This is a genomic window from Ectothiorhodospira sp. BSL-9 (assembly GCF_001632845.1).
Classification (GTDB): Bacteria; Pseudomonadota; Gammaproteobacteria; order Ectothiorhodospirales; family Ectothiorhodospiraceae; genus Ectothiorhodospira.
Genome location: NZ_CP011994.1, coordinates 2488997 through 2505753 on the forward strand (window position 1 = coordinate 2488997; position 16757 = coordinate 2505753).

The following is a 16757-nucleotide window of genomic DNA, read 5'->3' on the forward strand; positions in this document are numbered from 1 at the left end:
GGTGGAAATCAGCCGGGACAGGATGGACACCTTCAAGAGATTGGTCGCGATGCCTAAAGTCCTTGTGGTCGATGCCGATACCGACCATAAGGGCCGCTTATACAAAAGCTTGGGGCTCCTGTCCAGTCTGTCTTCGGGCCTTCGGTTTCGTGTTTGATATGCGGCCAGGGTGTCGGGCGGCCCGGGCGCTTCTGGAATTACTAAGGCTGGTTGTTCCTCACGGAGAAAGAAAATGAAAAAAATGGCGTATGTGCTTGTGGCTTTGGGTGTAATAACGCTGACAGGAGCCTGTGCCCACTCCTATCAAGTGCCTGTCCAAGGGTACCAATACACGGCTATGGAAGAACGGACCATCCGGGTCCGGGGGCATGGCACGAGTGTGCCAAGATCCGATCTTACGCAGTCCCAGCAGAGACTCATGGCCATTCGGGCCAGTCGTATGGATGCGTACCGCAACCTGGCTGAAGAACTCTATGGCCTCCGGCTCGAGAGTGGCAGTAGCTTGCGTGACATGGCCGGCGAGCATGATAGAGTGAGGACTTTCGTCGACAAGAAGATTCGGGGCGCGCGCGTCATCGACGTGACCCTCATTGATGATGATATCTATGAGACCACACTCGAGTACACCGTCGGTCGGGACTTCTACAGATGCGTTTCTCAGCCACATTTGTGCCAGCCCGTCCGGCCGGTGGCGCCCCGGCAGCCCGTCGTCACGCAACCTTATTGCGGCGCGAGTCCCTGCCCGCCCGCGCGCGTGGTGCCTTTGCAACCAGCACGGCAACGTGTCCCCGAATGGCAGCACTGCACTGAGCCCTACTGCTCGCAGGCGCCATACTATTATTATCAACGTTAACGATAGGATGTCATGAGGGTCCTCGCACTCATCGTGTTGTTGTGGCTGCCAGGGATGGCCGTCGGGGGGCAGGCCATTGTTGCCGATGGCGTTGCATCCACCGAGAACCAGAGTGTTCAGGAGGCCCGCAGGGAGGCACTGAAGGACGCCCTCTGGTCAGCTTCGTCGCAGTCGGGCATCACCATCCGGGGGGAGTTCGGCCTCAGCCAGGGCGTGGTGGTGTCCGATGAATCCCGGTTCCGAATTGGCGCCCATGTTTCCCGCTATGAGGTGATCAGCGAAGGCCAGGAAGGAGGCCTCTATCGTGTGCGAGTGCGAGTGGACGAGGCCCAGACCGGTTGTGGCGCGCTGGTGGGGATGCGGATCGGGGCCGTGAGTTTCCCGCTCCTCAAGCCCCATCAAAACACCCTGATGGGGGTGGCGGGGGTCGAAATGGGCGTTCCGAATGAGATCCTGCATCGAGTGGGGATCAACACGCCGCTGGAGGTCCATCGCGCTGCCCATCGTCTTCTGTTCTTTCCCCTGAACGGCAATCTTCCCAACCCCCGCGCTACCGAGGTAAGGGAACGGGTGAAGCTGATCGCGGAGGACATGGAGGTGGACTTTCTGGTGGCCGGCATTGTGCTCGACATCGGTTATGAAAGCGTGGGCATCCTGAGAAACCGGCATAGCCGGCGAGCGGAGGTGGAGATCTACCTGTTCGAAGCTGAGTCTGGTGACTTGATGACACAGCGGCGTGCGGCGCGAGAGTCCCGGGGGGATGTGCTGGTGACCTCACGGGTGGGTTTTGGGAGTCAGCGTTTTTACGAGTCGGATTATGGAGAGGGCTTTGGCTGGGTGATGGATACCCTGTCTCAGGAGATCCTCTCCACCCTTGATTGCCCGAAGAGGAATGGTGTGGCGCAATGAACATCCTGATTATCGGCGCATCCGGCGGCATTGGTTCCGCCTTCGCACAGACCCTGGCGGCGCGGGAGTCGGTGCAGCGTGTTGTGGGCACCTATCGCAGCACGCCACCCTCATGGGAGGACGCCAAGGTGGAATGGGTGCCTCTGGATGTGACCGATGAAACGGCGGTGGCCCGGCTGGCTCAGGATCTTGGCGAGATCGACTGGCTGATCAACACCGCAGGCTTGTTGCATGAGGGGGCGCACGGCCCCGAGAAGCGTGTGGCCCAGGTGGAGCCCGAGTTCGTGATGCAGAACTTTCGCGTCAACACCCTGCCGACGCTGCTGCTGGCCAAGCACATGGCGCCGCTCATGCGTCATGGCCGCCCGGCGATCTTTGTCACGGTATCCGCGCGCCTGGGCAGTATCGGCGAGAACGGACTGGGGGGCTGGTACAGCTATCGGGCCTCCAAGGCGGCCTTGAACATGGTGATCAAGAACCTCTCCATTGAGTTGCGGCGCACCCATCCACAACTCGTGCTGGCCTCACTGCATCCGGGTACGACGGATACCGCTCTCTCCAGGCCCTTCCAGCGCAACGTGCCCGCCGATGCCCTGTTCACGCCCGCCTACAGCGTGAACTGCATGCTTAAGGTGCTGGAAGGGTTGAGCCCCGAAGACAGCGGTGGGTTCTGGTCTTTCGATGGTGAGGCCTTGCCCTGGTGAAGGGAGGCAGCGGGGATTCAAGGCCCATGGTGATCCGTGATCCGGTCCATGGCGATATCGAGCTGAGCGCGCTTGAGCAGGCCGTCCTGGACCTGCCGGATGTGCAGCGGCTGCGAGGTATCAAGCAGCTGGGCACGGCCAGTTTTGTCTACCCGGGCGCCCTGCATACCCGTTTCGATCACTCCCTGGGTGCCTGTGCCCTGGCACACCGGATGATCGATGGCCTGCGCCGTGAGGGTAGGTCGGTACCTTCGGATCTGGAGGATCTGATCGGTGTGGGGGCGCTTTTGCATGACGTGACCCACATCCCGTTCGGGCACACCCTGGAGGATGAGCGGCGCCTGTTCCCGCGTCACGACAAGGGTGACCGGATGGGGCGACTGCTGAAGGGAACGCTTGGGGGCGCCCTGGACCGGCTGGGTGTGCTGGGCGAGGTCACTGGCCTGCTGGGCGAGGGCCCAAGCGACCTGCCCACCTGGGCCCGGGAGGTCATTGCCTCCACGCTGGATGCGGATCTGCTGGACTATCTGCGCCGCGACAGCCTGTTCACCGGCCTGGCCCAGGACTACGACGACCGGGTGTTTCGTTACTTTACCGTGGCCGATGATCACCTGGCCCTGCGCATGGCGCGCCATGGCATGGACCGGCCCGATGCCCGGTCCGAGGTGGTGCAGTTGCTGCGGATGCGCTATTTCCTCACCGAGCGGGTCTATTACCACCACACCAAGGTGGTGGCGGGCGCCATGATCTCCAAGGCGGTGGAACTGGCCCTGCAGGCGCAGTGGCTGACCGAACCCGAACTGCTGCACCTCAACGACTGGACCTTGCTGGATCGGCTGGAACAGCCCGGTGCCCCGCCGGGAGCGCGTCATCTGGCGCAATGCCTGTCACAGCGGCGCCTGCTCAAACGCAGCTATGTGCTGTCCGCCGACAGCCTGGACCCGGCGGGGCGGGCAGCCCTGGTGGGGCAGTATCATGACTCGGGCACACGCCGCGCCGAGGCGGAAGCGGTGCTGGCCGCCGAGCTTGGGGTGTCGCCGGAAGAGGTGATCGTCTATTGCCCGGCCCTGACGGTCATGAAGGAGGCGCGGGCCTGGGTGGAGACGGCCTCTGGCCTGCGTCGTCTCAATGACCCCGACAGCGCCGCCTGCGCCGAGATCGCTGCCCTGGAGGCGCGCTACGCTGGCCTCTGGCGATTCCATGTGTTCACACCCGAGGCAGTGGCCAGCAGGGCGGCGGAACTGGCATCCGGGTATTTTGGCCATCCCGGTGAATACGCGCCGACGGCCAGATAATCTGGGGTCGTGTGCTCAGGGGCTATCGTCACTGGGGGCATGCGTCTTGCGGATTTCCGCGTTGCGGCGTTCGATCTCGCGGCGGAATTCCCGGCGCGTTGCGGCGTTTTCATACCGCCGGCGTTCGGTGGGGGTTTCGATCTCCAGGGGGCGGACCTTCATGGGGCGCCCGTGCTCATCCACTGCCACCATGGTGAAATAGGACGTCATCACGTGACGCTCGTTCTGGTGGATGATGTCCTCGGCATTCACCCGGATGCCCACCTCCATGGAACTGTTGCCCGTGTAGTTGATGGAGGCCAGGAAGGTCACCAGTTCACCCACCCTCAGGGGCTCCCGAAAGAACACCTGATCCACCGAGAGGGTCACCACATAGTTGTGGGAGTAGCGCGCGGCACAGGCGTAGGCCACCTGGTCCAGGAGCTTGAGGGTGGCGCCTCCGTGGACATGGCCGGTGAAATTGGCCATGTCCGGCGTCATGAGCACGCTCATGGTGAGGGTCTTGTTCTGTTTTTCCATTACGGCGAGGGTGCTCAGTTCTGATTGTGCCGAGAAAATACCTCGCTTTGGCCACTGCGATCAAAGGTGATGACGTCAAAGGCGTCGAAACGGTCACCCATTTCCATACCGGGGGAGCCCACCGGCATGCCGGGTACGGCCAGTCCGGCCACGTCCGGCTGCTGATCCAGCAGGCGGCGGATGTCACTGGCCGGTACATGGCCCTCGATGAGATAACCGTCGATGAAGGCCGTGTGGCAGGACCCCATCCCCGGCTGCAGACCGCCGTGGTACTTGAGTCGGTTGAGTTGCTCCTGGCTCACGTCCACGGCCTCCACCGTGAAGCCTTCCTGCTCCATGTAGGTGACCCAGTCATTGCAACAACCGCAGTAAGGGGTCTTGAACACCTTGATGTCCTTGTCGGTGGCGATCAGTTGCCCCAGTGGCGAGGATTCACTGACGCGGTTCTCGGAGGCCAGCGCGGTGACCGGCAGGAGGAGCAGGGCGGTCAGCAGGCAGAGCAACAGCCGGAAGCGGGGGATTGGTGGGGCGGAAGAGATGGCCGGTGGCATGATGGATGTCCTCTTGATCAATCGCTGGAGTGGGTCATATTGACAATCCGCAATATGGATGGGTTTCAAGCGACACATGATCTGGGTCAACTGGCCATCGCCTGAGCTGACCCCTCGCACCCACCTGCGACACCCGGCACCGGAAAGGCCCGGACATCCAGCTGATCCAGGGTCGCTCGGTCGGAAGCGAAGGGATTCCCGGGGTCTGTCCGGCCAATGCGCACCACCCGGGCACCACTGCGGGCGTGGCGTATCATGACGGGCAACGTGGGACTCTGAGGCATGCCATTGAGATCGTTGCATTGGCCCGCCGGGATCAGTTCCGCCTCCCGGCGGGCATAATCCAGAACCGGACCCGGCGTATCCGGGTCATGAATGATCACATCTGCCTGCTGCATGAGCCGCAGGGCCTGGATGGTCAGTTGTTCCGGTTCGTTTCCCGGGCAGGGAATGAACGCCACCTCGCCCTCGGACGCTTGCCCCCTGCGCCAGGTGTCCAGCAAGCGGGAGAAGTCCTCGTCGCGGGCTTGTTTGTCCATGCCCGGCTGCCAGATGCCCCCCAGCAGTGCTTCCCAGAACCGTCGCCGTTGATCAGGCTGCGGTAGAGCCTGGGCCACCCGGTCGCGCCAGCCACCGGCCAGTTGCGCCAGCGCGCCCAGATTTCGCGGTAATAGAACCTCCAGTCGGGCGCGCAGGGCACGGGCCAGGACCGGCGCCGTGCCACCGGTGCCGATGGCCACAAGCAACGGACTGCGGTCCACCACTGCCGGCATGATGAAACTGCACAGGGCGGGTCTGTCGGCCACATTCACCGGAATGCTCCGTTGCCGGGCGGCATCGTAGACCGATTGATTCACGATCTCATCGTCTGTGGCGGCAATGACCAATGTCATCCCTTCAACGGCCTCGGGATGAAACCAGCCGGCCTGATGCTCGAACAGACCGCGCTCCACGGCCTTGGCCAGGAAAGGCGTCAGCTGCGGGCTGAGCAGGTATACGCGGGCCCCTGCCTGTTGCAGGCGCCGCGCCTTGCGTGCTGCCACCCGGCCGCCACCCACCACCAGGCAGGGGCGCTCGCGCAGATCCAGGAAAATGGGGAAATGGTCCATGGGTTATCCCTGCTGTTCTTCACGCGTCTGCTGCTGCGGGTCGGGAACGACGCTTCCGCCGAGAGTGATCAGGGCCATACAGGTGCTCCTTGAAGGGTTCAAGACCGATGCGTTGCACCGTGTCCAGAAAGGGTTCGTCGGGCTGGCGTTGGTCCAGGTAGACCTTGAGCAGGCTGTCCAGGGCATCCACCACCTGGTCAGCGGGAACGGCAGGGCCGAGTACCTTCCCGAGCCGGGCATGCTCGCCGGAGGACCCTCCCAACTGGATCTGGTACCAGGAGGCGCCCTGCTTCTCCACGCCCAGCAGGCCAATATGACCCACATGATGGTGGGCGCAGGCATTGACGCACCCGGAGATGTTCAGTTGGACATTGCCCAGATCATGCAGATAGTCCAGGTTGTCGAAGTGCTGTTGAATATCCTGGGCCAGGGGCAGGGTGGCGGCATTGGCCAGGTTGCAGAAATCCAGACCCGGGCAGGCGATCATGTCCGTGAGGGTGCCGATGTGGGCATGGGCCAGCCCCAGAGACTCCAGGGCCTGCCACAGTGCAGGCAGGTCGGCCATGGGGACATCGGGCAGTAGCAGATTCTGATCATGGGTGCTGCGCAGCACGCCGAAGCCGTGGCGCTCGGCCAGATCCGCCAGGGCATGCATCTCCTGGTGCGTGAGGTCGCCGGGTGCCCGCCCGGGCCCTTTCAACGGGATGAATACTACCCGGTAGCCGGGTTGTCGATGGGCCTGGGTGTTGAAGCGCAGCCAGCGATCATAAGCCGCCTGGCGCCCGGCATCCGTGCCCATTGGCAGGGCAGGGGGCTGAGAGGGGCCGCCAGCCTCATGGGTGGGGGTGGTAAACCGTTCGCTGACACGGCGATGGGCCTCCAGCGCGGATACGGGCTGGTCCCGGCGAATGCGCGCCCATTCCGATTCCACTTGCTCCTTGAAGGCCTGCAGCCCCAGGCTGTTCACCAGCACCTTGATGCGCGCCTTGTAGGGGTTGTCGCGGCGCCCGTTCAGGTTGTACACGCGCAGGATGGCGGTGAGATAGTCCAGCAGATCGTCAGCGGGCAGGAATGCCCGCAGTGTCCTGGCCAGATGAGGATCCCGACCCAGACCACCGCCGACACTGATCCGAAAGCCCAGCGCATCCGAGGGATCCCTGATCAATTGCAGGCCCAGGTCATGGATGCGGGTGGCTGCACGATCCTTGGGGCTGGCAGTGACCGCGATCTTGAACTTTCTCGGTAGATGGCTGAATTCCGGGTGCGGCGTGGCCCACTGCCGAACCACTTCGCACCAGGTGAGTGGATTATCCACCTCATCGGGCATCAGGCCGGCCAGGGGGTCGCAGGTGACGTTGCGAATGCAGTTGCCACTGGTCTGGATGGAGTGCAGCCCCACCTTCGCCAGGAAGGCCAGCACCTCGGGTACCTGCTCCAGTCTGACCCAGTTGAACTGGATATTCTGTCGGGTGGTGAAGTGCCCGAAGCCCCGGTCGTGGTCACGCGCCACCCGGGCCAGGCCCCGCAGTTGCGTGCTACTGAGCAGTCCGTAGGGGATGGCCACGCGCAGCATGGGTGCATGGCGCTGGATGTAAAGGCCGTTCAGGAGCCTCAGCGGCCGATAGGCGTCATCGCTCAATTCCCCGGACAGGAATCGGCGGGTCTGGTCGCGGAATTGTTCCACGCGCTCCTGGAGCAGAGCCTGATCCCATTCGTTGTACTGATACATGCTGATCCTTGGTTGCTGAAGGGGGCGGCTGACGAGCCACTGGATCATCAAGATAATGCGAAATATCAATAGCGAAAAAGAATTTATGATAATGGGATTAGATCTATTGGGTATTTAAGCTCACGACACCTAAAGAACAAAATCGAATTGATAAAAAACAATTCATTCTTTTTTGATGAATCGCAATTTGGGTAAGGTGGGGCCAGGTTCAACACCAAGAGGATCGACCCCATGTACGCCCCCCATCGGATCTCAGGCGACCGCGACACCCTGGAAAGGATCAACAGGGAATTGAAGCCCAGGGACGCAAGCGCTCGGGTGGACTGGGCCCTGAGCTACTTTGGAGAGCGCATCGTGCTCAGTTCCAGCTTCGGGGCTCAGGCTGCGGTCATGCTCCATCTGGTGACTCAGGTGCGACCTCAGATCCCCGTCATCCTGGTGGACACGGGTTACCTCTTCCCGGAGACCTACCGTTTTGTGGATGAATTGACGGAGCAACTCGGTCTGAACCTTCAGGTGTACCGCTCCCCCTGGTCATCGGCGTGGCAGGAGGCCCGGTTTGGACGCCTCTGGGAGCAGGGGCTGGAAGGGCTGAAGCACTACAACCGCATCAACAAGGTTGAACCCATGCAGCGGGCCCTGAAGGAGCAGGGGGCGGATGCCTGGTTGGCGGGCCTGCGCCGCCAGCAGTCCGAGACCCGTGCCGGACTGGACGTGGTGGCCTGGCAGAATGGCAGGGCCAAGATACACCCCATCATCGACTGGACCGATCGGGACGTGCATCAGTACCTGACCCGACATGGGTTGCCTTACCATCCGCTGTGGCATCAGGGGTATCTGTCCATCGGCGATGTGCACAGCACCCGATCGGTTCACGAGATCGAACATCCCGATCAGATGCGTTTTTTCGGCCTCAAGCGTGAGTGCGGTTTGCACGAGCATGTGTGAGCGCGAAGGTCATCCACAGAACCTGTGGATAACCTTGTGGGCAAAATGTCATGAACATGTCACAGGCCGCGACGGTTCGCGGCCTGTGAACAGATTGGTCAAAAAGTAACCAGGCTCTGTAACTGCTTGTTTCCTGGTTAAAAGGGGCGTTCCTGAAAGTCCTTGCCTGTCAAGTCTTGACACGGCATTTTCACGCAACAATATTCAGGGGGGACTTTTCAGGTCTGGGGACATCTTCACATCTTCTGTCTGCGGTCAAGGCAGCTTTTCCTGTCCGCCAGGGCTACAATGAGGGCTTGTTAAACGCCTTATTTCCAAGAGTGTGGACGTGACAGATAAACCCAAGGTTATTGTCTCCAGCCAGGATTACGATCGCCTGGATACCCTGATGGCCTCCCTCCCGGAGGACAGTTTCCCGGGGCGTGCCGCCCTGCAGGCAGAACTGGATCGGGCCGAGGTGGTCGAGCCCCACGAGATGCCCGCCGACGTGGTCACCATGAACAGCACGGTGCGTTTTGTTATGGAGTCCACCGGCGAGTCGTTCGAGATGACCCTCGTCTACCCCCGCGACAGCACGGGTGACCCCAACCGCATTTCCATCGTGGCCCCGGTGGGCAGTGCCCTGTTGGGCCTGTCGGTGGGGGAGAGCATCGAATGGCCCCGACCTGGTGGCGGCATCATCCGCGTGCGCATCGACGAAATCCTCTACCAGCCCGAGAGCGCAGGGGACCTGCATCGTTGATGGCGAGCGGCTTTCATGCCAACTTCATAGCGATAACGCACCATTGCGCCAGAGGATGGCCAGCACCAGGCCGGCCAGTAGGAGCAGGCACCCCAGCGACCAGAGTATCCAGTCCCAGGGGGTGAACCGCTCCACCTGGCCCACGCCGATCCATCGGCGGGGCTTCACCCCCTGGAACAGGAAGACGAACTGGGCTGACAGCACCACGCACACCACATTGGCTGCCAGCATCAGCCCGGCTCCCAGGGCCAGATCAAACTCTCCCTTGCCCACCAACAGGCCGGTGACTGCGGCCGGTGGCAGCAATGCCACTGCCACCATCACGCCCACCAGACGCGAGGTCACGCCACTGGTCAGGGCCAGCACACCGGCGGCACCGGCGGCCAGGGCCAGGATGACGTGGGCGATATTGACCTCGGTGCGCGCCAGCACTTCGTGATTGCCCACGCTCACCGGCCACAGGTAACCCACGAGTGTGGCACAGGCCACCGTCACCGACAGGCCCGCCAGGGTGGTGAGCAGAGCCCGGATGGCCAGCGAACGCTCCCCCAGGCAGGTGGCGAAGGAAAACGCGATCACCGGGCCCAGCAGGGGCGCGATGACCATGGAGCCGATCACCACGGCGGTATTGTCCTCCGCCAGACCGATGGTCGCAGCCACGGTGGATAGCACGATCAGCATCAGGTAATTGCGATCCAGCGTGGCCCCCTTGGCGATCCCGGCATAGAGCTCCTCCAGGCTCACCTTGCGTGAGCGGGGGTGTTCGGGGCGCGGGGTCTTCTCGCCCGGGGCGGGCATGGGCACGGTGGCCTCGATGGGCGTGATGACAATGCGCGCACTGGGTTCTTCCATCAGCAGGCTTTGCAGGTCGTCCAGCAGGGCCTGGCGTTCCTCCTCCAGCACCACCATGCGCACCGCCACGCGGCCATCATCGTTCAGCGTTCCACACCAGGCATCCAGGGCGCCGCGGGTGCGGGCCATCTCCAGCAGATGGGCCTGTAACCGGGATGGTGCAATCACCTCCACTATACGCATGGCAAAGTCCCTGCAAACGGATCATCAAGGATTGTGACTGCGGGTGCCGTGGGCGGTTCACAAGTTGATCCGCTGGATGACCTGAGCGCAGAATGGCCGGCCAAGGTCGAACATGCTGCGTCCACCCCAGGAGCACCACCATGACCGCCTTTGTGAATCCCCATGATGGGCTAGGAGATCGGCCCGTCGATGCGAACACCCACCAGTGGTTGCGAGTCCACCAGCATTCAGCCTGTGGTGTGGGCGTGCTGGCTCACCTGGATGGGCACGGGACCCATGGGCTTATAGAAGATGGCTTTGAGTGCCTGGAAAACCTGGATCACCGGGGTGCCCGGGGCGCGGAGGAGAACACCGGCGACGGCGCCGGCATGCTCCTGCAAAAACCTCATGCCTTCTTCTCCAGCCTGGTGCCGAGCCTGGGAGACCGGGATGAATACGGCGTGGCCCAGATCTTCATGCCTCGGGACGGAGATCATAGGACGGCCGTCCGCACGCTGATTGCCCGGCGCTGCCAGGCCGAGGGCTTCGATCTGATCGGGTGGCGGCAGGTGCCCACTCAGAACCAGGGGCTGGGCCAGACCGCCCTGGATAGCGAACCACAGACCTGGCAGTTCTTCGTTCGGTCAAAACAGGCGCTGGAACCCAAGGCCCTGGATGTCAGGCTTTACGTCCTGAGGCGCGCCATCGAGAACGAGGTGCTTTACCGCAATCTGGTGGGGACAGGGGCGGAGACGTTCTACATCTGCTCCCTGTCGCGGACCACGGTGGTGTACAAGGGCCTGCTCACCTGCGGGCAGTTCCGAAGCTACTTCCCGGATCTGTCCGATGTCCGGGTCACCTCCTCGCTGGTGCTCGTGCATGCACGCTTCTCCACCAACACCCTGGGCGCCTGGGATCTGGCCCATCCCTATCGCTATCTGGTCCACAACGGGGAGATCAACACCCTGCGGGGTAACCAGAACTGGATGCGGGCCCGGGAATCCACCCTGGCATCACCTCAACTGGGTAATGACATGGACAAGGTCAAGCCCCTGACCGGGGAGGGCCTGAGCGATAGCGCCCAGCTGGATAACGTGGTGGAACTCCTGGCGCTGACCGGACGCAGTCTGCCCCATGCCCTGCGCATGCTGATTCCCGAGGCCTGGGAAAAGAATCCCGCCATGCCGCAGGACCGACGGGACTTTTACGAATACCACAGTACCCTGATGGAGCCCTGGGATGGTCCGGCCCTGGTGGTGGCCACCGATGGCCAGCGCATCGCCGCGGTGCTGGATCGCAACGGCCTGCGGCCCTGCCGTTACAGCATCACCCGGGACGGGCGCCTGATCATGGCCAGTGAGACCGGCGTGCTGGATGTTCCGCCGGACCAGATCCTGAGCAAGGGGCGACTCAACCCCGGGGCCCTGTTCGTGCTCGATCCCGAGCGTGGCGGCATTGTTCCCGAAACCCAGATCTTTTCGGAACTGGCCGGACGGCCCTATGGGCGCTGGCTACATGAGCATCGTCTGACCCTGCCCGCAGACCCGCCCGTGGCCTCCGGGCCGGCGATGGGAGGCCCGCCGCCTCACGCCCTGGGTCAGTATCAACGGGCCTTCGGTTACACCCTGGAAGGCCTGCGGGTGTTCCTCAAGCCCATGGCCGAATCCGGGCGGGATCCCATCGGTGCCATGGGTAATGACACCCCACCGGCGATGCTGTCATCCCGTTCCCGCCCCTTGAGCCACTATTTCCTGCAGCAGTTTGCCCAGGTCTCCAATCCGCCCCTGGACTACATCCGCGAGGCCCTGGTGACCTCGCTGGGTGCCTATGTGGGCCCGCGCGGCAACCTGCTCGAAGAAGGCGAGGATCATTGCCGGCAACTCTATCTGCCGTCCCCCATTCTGAGCAGTGCCCAGGCGCATGCGCTTGGCATGATCCACCGTGAGGATCTGCAACCGCGCCCCGTCGATATCACCTACCCCAAGGGGCTCGACCTGCAATCCGCCACACGGGCCATGCACGCAACAGCCGTGCAGATCATCGAACAAGGGGGCGGTGTCCTGCTCCTGAGCGATGCGTTCGTGGGGCCTGAACGGGTGGCGATCCCGGCGCTGCTGGCCGTGTCTTCCCTGCATCATCATCTCATTCGCTGCGGCCTGCGCATGCGCACAGCCATCATTCTGGAGTCGGGCCAGCCCTATACGGCCCATGACATGTGCGTGCTGATCGGTTATGGCGCCGATGCGATTCATCCCTGGCTGGCCTATCAGGGGATCCGCGCCCTGGTGGATGAGGGCATGATCGAAGCGCAGGCCGATGCCGCCATCGCACAGTACCGCAAGGCCCTGGAGGGAGGGCTGCTGAAGGTGATGTCGAAGATGGGTATTTCCACCCTGCAGGCCTACAAGGGCGCGCAGATCTTCGAGTCCCTGGGGCTGGATCAGGAATTGATTGATGCCTGGTTCACCGGCACCATGGCGCACCTGCCCGGCGTGGGTCTGTCGGAGATCGAGCAGGATGCCCTGGCCGCCCATGAGCGGGCCTTTGGCCGACCCATCACCGCCGAACTGCCGCTGGACCCCGGCGGACATCTCTACTGGCGGCGGGACGGCGAGCGGCATCACTGGAATCCCTACAGCATCGGCAAGCTGCAGCAGGCGACCCGCAATAACGACGCCGCCGCATATCGGGATTTTGCCCGCGACGCCAACGAGCCGGCCGGGGGACTGTTGAATGTGCGTGGCCTGCTGGAATTTAGCGTGGATGAAACCACCGCGATCCCATTGGATGCCGTGGAGCCGGTGGAGTCCATCATGCGGCGCTTCTCCACGGGGTCCATGTCATTCGGGGCCCTGAGCCAGGAGGCCCATGAGGCACTGGCCATCGCCATGAACAGCATCGGCGGCAAATCCGGCACGGGGGAGGGGGGCGAGCAGACCGAGCGTTTTGGTACCGAGCGCGAGTGTTCCATGAAACAGGTAGCCAGCGGCCGCTTTGGCGTGAGCGCCCGCTACCTGGCCCAGGCCCGGCAGATCGAGATCAAGATGGCCCAGGGGGCCAAGCCGGGGGAGGGCGGTGAACTGCCCGGGGGCAAGGTGGACGAGGGCATCGCCCGGGTCCGGTTCACCGTGCCGGGGGTGGGCCTGATCTCACCGCCGCCACACCATGACATCTATTCCATCGAGGATCTGCAGCAACTCATTCACGATCTCAAGTGCGCCAACCCAACGGCCCAGATCCACGTCAAGCTGGTGGCCAAGGCCAATGTGGGCACCATCGCCGCTGGGGTGGCCAAGGCCCGGGCCGACGCGGTGCTGATCAGCGGCGATTCCGGCGGCACCGGTGCGGCACTCAAGACCTCCATCAAGCATGCCGGCACCCCCTGGGAACTGGGCCTGGCGGACACCCAGCGGGTGCTGATGGCCAACGGGCTGCGCTCGCGGATCACGGTGCGGGCCGATGGCGGGTTCCTGACCGGGCGCGACGTGATGATCGCCGCCCTGCTGGGGGCCGAGGAATACGGTTTTGGCACCGCGCCGCTGGTCACCCTGGGGTGCATCATGCTGCGCAAATGCCACTGCAATACCTGCTCGGTGGGGGTAGCCACCCAGGACCCCGAGCTGCGGGCACGCTTTCAGGGGCGCCCGGAACACGTCGTCAATTACCTGCGATTCGTGGCCGAAGAGATGCGGGAGATCATGGCATCGCTGGGGTTTCGCACCCTGGATGAGGCCATTGGCCGGGTGGAGTGCCTGCGGGCGCGACCCGCGCGTCAACCCGGGCAGGTGATGCCGGATGTCTCGGCCCTGCTGCGACGGGTGCGTTCCCAGGACAGCCCCCGCAGGGTGCGTGAGCAGGATCATGGCCTGGACCGCAAGATCGATCATCAGGTCATCGCCCAGGCCGATGCGGCGCTCACCTCGGGCGAACCCGTGAGTGTATCCATTGGCTTGCGCAACCGTGACCGGACCTTCGGCACACTGCTCAGCTACGAGGTGACCCGCCGGTATGGGAGTGACGGGCTGCCACCGGGTACGATTCAGGTGCACTGCACGGGCACGGCCGGACAGAGCTTTGGGGCCTTTGTGTGCCGGGGGATTGCCCTGCACCTGGAGGGAGACGCCAATGACTATGTGGGCAAGGGACTGTCCGGTGGCCTGATCAGTGTGAGAACGCCCCCTGACGCCCCCTATGTGGCCGCCGACAACACCCTCATCGGCAATGTGGCCCTGTTCGGGGCCACGGGAGGCGAGGCCTATTTCAACGGCCGTGGCGCGGAACGCTTCTGTGTGCGCAACTCCGGTGCGCTGAGTGTGGTCGAGGGGGTAGGCGACCATGGCTGCGAATACATGACCGGGGGCGTGGCGGTCATCCTGGGCCCCATCGGCCGAAACTTTGCCGCCGGCATGAGCGGTGGCGAGGCCTATCTCTGGGATGAGGAAGGACATGTGGAGGATGCCATCCAGGCCGAAGGCATTCGTGTCGAGCCAGTCACCGAGCCCCGGGATCAGGCGCTGCTGCAGCGCCTGCTGGAGAATCACGTGGCCTGCACGGGGAGTGAAAAGGCCACGCAGATCCTTGCCCAGTGGCCAGAGGCATTGGATACCTTCGTGAAGGTGGTGCCCGAGGCCTACGCCGATGTGGTGGCGGACACTCTGTCCCGGGGGCAGGACATCCGGGTTCAGCCACCGGCACCCCTTGCCTGAGGTATCACGCCATGTCCGAGAACCATCCTGATGGATTCCTGCGTCATCCCCGGCGGCCCATCGGCTATCGCGAGCCAGCCTCGCGGGTGGTGGATTTTCACCAGATCTATCGATTTCAGTGGGATCCGGCGCAGTTGCGCACCCAGGGAGAGCGCTGCATGGACTGCGGTATCCCCACCTGCATGGCGGGTTGCCCCATCGGCAATATCATCCCGGACTGGAATGATCTGGTGTCCCGGGGGGCCTGGCAGGAGGCGCTGGCACGCCTGCATGCCACCAACAATTTTCCCGAGTTCACCGGCTATACCTGCCCCGCGCCCTGCGAGACGGCCTGCACCCTGGCCATCAACGATGATGCGGTGACCATCAAGGACATCGAGCGGGCCATCGTTGACCGGGGCTGGGAGGCGGGCTGGATACGCCCCGAGCCCCCCTCCCAGCGCACCGGCAAGCAGGTGGCGGTGGTGGGCAGTGGTCCGGCCGGCCTGGCGGCGGCCCAGCAATTGAACCGTGCCGGACACCGGGTGACGGTGTTCGAGCGGGATGACGCTATCGGCGGCCTGATGCTCTATGGCATACCCGACTTCAAGTTCGCCAAGCACCAGGTGGAACGCCGGGTGCAGCAACTGCGCGAGGAGGGCATTGAGTTTCGCTGTGGCGTGGCCGTGGGTGAGGATGTGTCCATCGATGAACTCAAGGCACGGTTTGACGCCGTCTGCCTGGCCATCGGCGCCCGGCGCCCCCGCGATGTGCCGGTGCCGGGTCGGGACCTGGCGGGGGTATCGTTCGGTATGGATTACCTGTGTGCCGAAAACCGACACCAGGCCGGTGAACCCCTGGATGCAGCCATGAATGCCCGGGGCGAGCGCGTGGTGGTGCTGGGGGGTGGGGATACCGGGGCCGACTGCGTGGCCACCGCGCATCGGCAGGGGGCGCAGTCGGTGGTGCAGATCAGCATCAATCCCCCCTTGCCGGAGACGCGTCGACCGGATAACCCCTGGCCCCAGTCACCACAGGTCCATCAGCAGACCTATGCCCTGCAGGAGGGGGGAGAGGAGGCCTTCAGCCTCAACGTATCGGCCTTTCTCGACCAGGATCAGGACGGTCGGGTCGATGCCCTGGAACTGGAGCGGGTGGAATGGCAGCGGGATGATCAGGGGCGGCGTACTGACAAGAGCGTGCTTGAGGCCGGGATCGTCATGCCTGCTGACCGGATCCTGATCGCCATCGGCTCCCAGGGGCCCGAGGCCGCGGGCCTGAGCGATGAACGTCTGACGCTGACCTCCCGCCACACCCTGGAGGCGGATGAGCGCAAGATGACCCCGGTGCCCGGGGTTTTCGTGGCCGGCGATGCCAGTCGGGGGCAGTCCCTGGTGGTGTGGGCCATCGGGGAAGGGCGCGATGTGGCGCGCCACATCGACCTGTGGCTGATGGGTGAGTCGCGCCTGCCCGTAAGCCTGCAGACCGCGTATCCGCCGCTGCCGCCCAGGGGGCTTTAGAGGAAAAACCGGGCCTGACGTCGCACGGCACAGATGGGTGTGATTCCCGCTGTCCTGTTTTCGATTCCTGGAGGCTATGATATAACATGCCGAAAAGAAAAGATTCTCAGTTCATCATACACTCACAGGAGCTCGCCCACGATGACTCTTCTCAAACGCGCCCTGCCTGCCGCAGTGCT

General features: G+C 63.5%; 12 protein-coding genes. 7 read left to right on the forward strand and 5 right to left on the reverse strand.

Translation table 11 applies throughout. The features are described from left to right. Nucleotides 1-865 precede the first annotated feature (865 nt). Genes ECTOBSL9_RS11590 through ECTOBSL9_RS11600 form a run of 3 tightly spaced genes read left to right on the forward strand, consistent with a single transcriptional unit; the run spans nucleotide 866 to nucleotide 3761 of the window. The gene (locus ECTOBSL9_RS11590) at nucleotides 866-1762 is read left to right on the forward strand and encodes a flagellar assembly protein T N-terminal domain-containing protein (RefSeq protein ID WP_082829894.1); all 897 of its coding nucleotides are present in this window, start codon (nucleotides 866-868) and stop codon (nucleotides 1760-1762) included. After that, nucleotides 1759-2466, forward strand: coding sequence for an SDR family NAD(P)-dependent oxidoreductase (locus ECTOBSL9_RS11595; protein ID WP_063465184.1), 708 nt, complete (start codon nucleotides 1759-1761; stop codon nucleotides 2464-2466). The genes ECTOBSL9_RS11590 and ECTOBSL9_RS11595 overlap by 4 nt, the downstream gene beginning before the upstream one ends. Nucleotides 2467-2492: 26 nt before the next feature. Then, nucleotides 2493-3761 carry an HD domain-containing protein gene (locus ECTOBSL9_RS11600; RefSeq protein WP_063465185.1) on the forward strand — a complete coding sequence of 423 codons (1269 nt, stop codon included), beginning with the start codon at nucleotides 2493-2495 and terminating at the stop codon, nucleotides 3759-3761. 15 nt (nucleotides 3762-3776) lie between these two features. Here the strand turns inward: ECTOBSL9_RS11600 and ECTOBSL9_RS11605 are convergent, their stop codons facing one another. The 4 genes from ECTOBSL9_RS11605 to ECTOBSL9_RS11620 form a co-directional block, all read right to left on the reverse strand. Further along, entirely contained in the window at nucleotides 3777-4280 is a 504-nt protein-coding gene (locus tag ECTOBSL9_RS11605) for an acyl-CoA thioesterase (RefSeq protein ID WP_063465186.1), read from the reverse strand. A 14-nt stretch (nucleotides 4281-4294) separates the two neighbouring features. Continuing rightward, on the reverse strand, nucleotides 4295-4831 hold the full coding sequence (locus ECTOBSL9_RS11610; protein WP_082829895.1) for a DUF411 domain-containing protein: 537 nt from the start codon (nucleotides 4829-4831) through the stop codon (nucleotides 4295-4297). A gap of 86 nt (nucleotides 4832-4917) precedes the next feature. Beyond that, on the reverse strand, nucleotides 4918-5940 hold the full coding sequence (locus ECTOBSL9_RS11615) for an NAD(P)-dependent oxidoreductase (protein ID WP_063465187.1): 1023 nt from the start codon (nucleotides 5938-5940) through the stop codon (nucleotides 4918-4920). A gap of 19 nt (nucleotides 5941-5959) precedes the next feature. Then, nucleotides 5960-7669 (reverse strand): nitrite/sulfite reductase, encoded by a 1710-nt coding sequence (locus ECTOBSL9_RS11620; protein WP_063465188.1) that lies wholly within the window; start codon nucleotides 7667-7669, stop codon nucleotides 5960-5962. Between the two features lie 231 nt (nucleotides 7670-7900). On the opposite strand from ECTOBSL9_RS11620, the gene ECTOBSL9_RS11625 reads away from it, so the two are divergent. Next, nucleotides 7901-8617 (forward strand): phosphoadenylyl-sulfate reductase, encoded by a 717-nt coding sequence (locus ECTOBSL9_RS11625; protein WP_063465189.1) that lies wholly within the window; start codon nucleotides 7901-7903, stop codon nucleotides 8615-8617. Between the two features lie 388 nt (nucleotides 8618-9005). Further along, a complete protein-coding gene (gene rnk, locus ECTOBSL9_RS11630; RefSeq protein ID WP_063466169.1) occupies nucleotides 9006-9359 on the forward strand; it encodes a nucleoside diphosphate kinase regulator in 354 nt (117 codons plus the stop codon). A 24-nt stretch (nucleotides 9360-9383) separates the two neighbouring features. Here the strand turns inward: rnk and ECTOBSL9_RS11635 are convergent, their stop codons facing one another. Next, the gene (locus ECTOBSL9_RS11635) at nucleotides 9384-10394 is read right to left on the reverse strand and encodes a TIGR00341 family protein (RefSeq protein ID WP_063465190.1); all 1011 of its coding nucleotides are present in this window, start codon (nucleotides 10392-10394) and stop codon (nucleotides 9384-9386) included. A gap of 140 nt (nucleotides 10395-10534) precedes the next feature. Here ECTOBSL9_RS11635 and gltB point away from each other — a divergent pair, with 140 nt between their 5' ends. Together gltB and ECTOBSL9_RS11645 are read left to right on the forward strand one after the other, a co-directional pair. Then, nucleotides 10535-15079, forward strand: a complete 4545-nt coding sequence (gltB, locus tag ECTOBSL9_RS11640; protein WP_082829897.1) for a glutamate synthase large subunit — start codon at nucleotides 10535-10537, stop codon at nucleotides 15077-15079. Nucleotides 15080-15090: 11 nt separating this feature from the next. After that, a complete protein-coding gene (locus tag ECTOBSL9_RS11645; protein WP_063465191.1) occupies nucleotides 15091-16578 on the forward strand; it encodes a glutamate synthase subunit beta in 1488 nt (495 codons plus the stop codon). The last annotated feature ends 179 nt before the right edge of the window (nucleotides 16579-16757 follow it).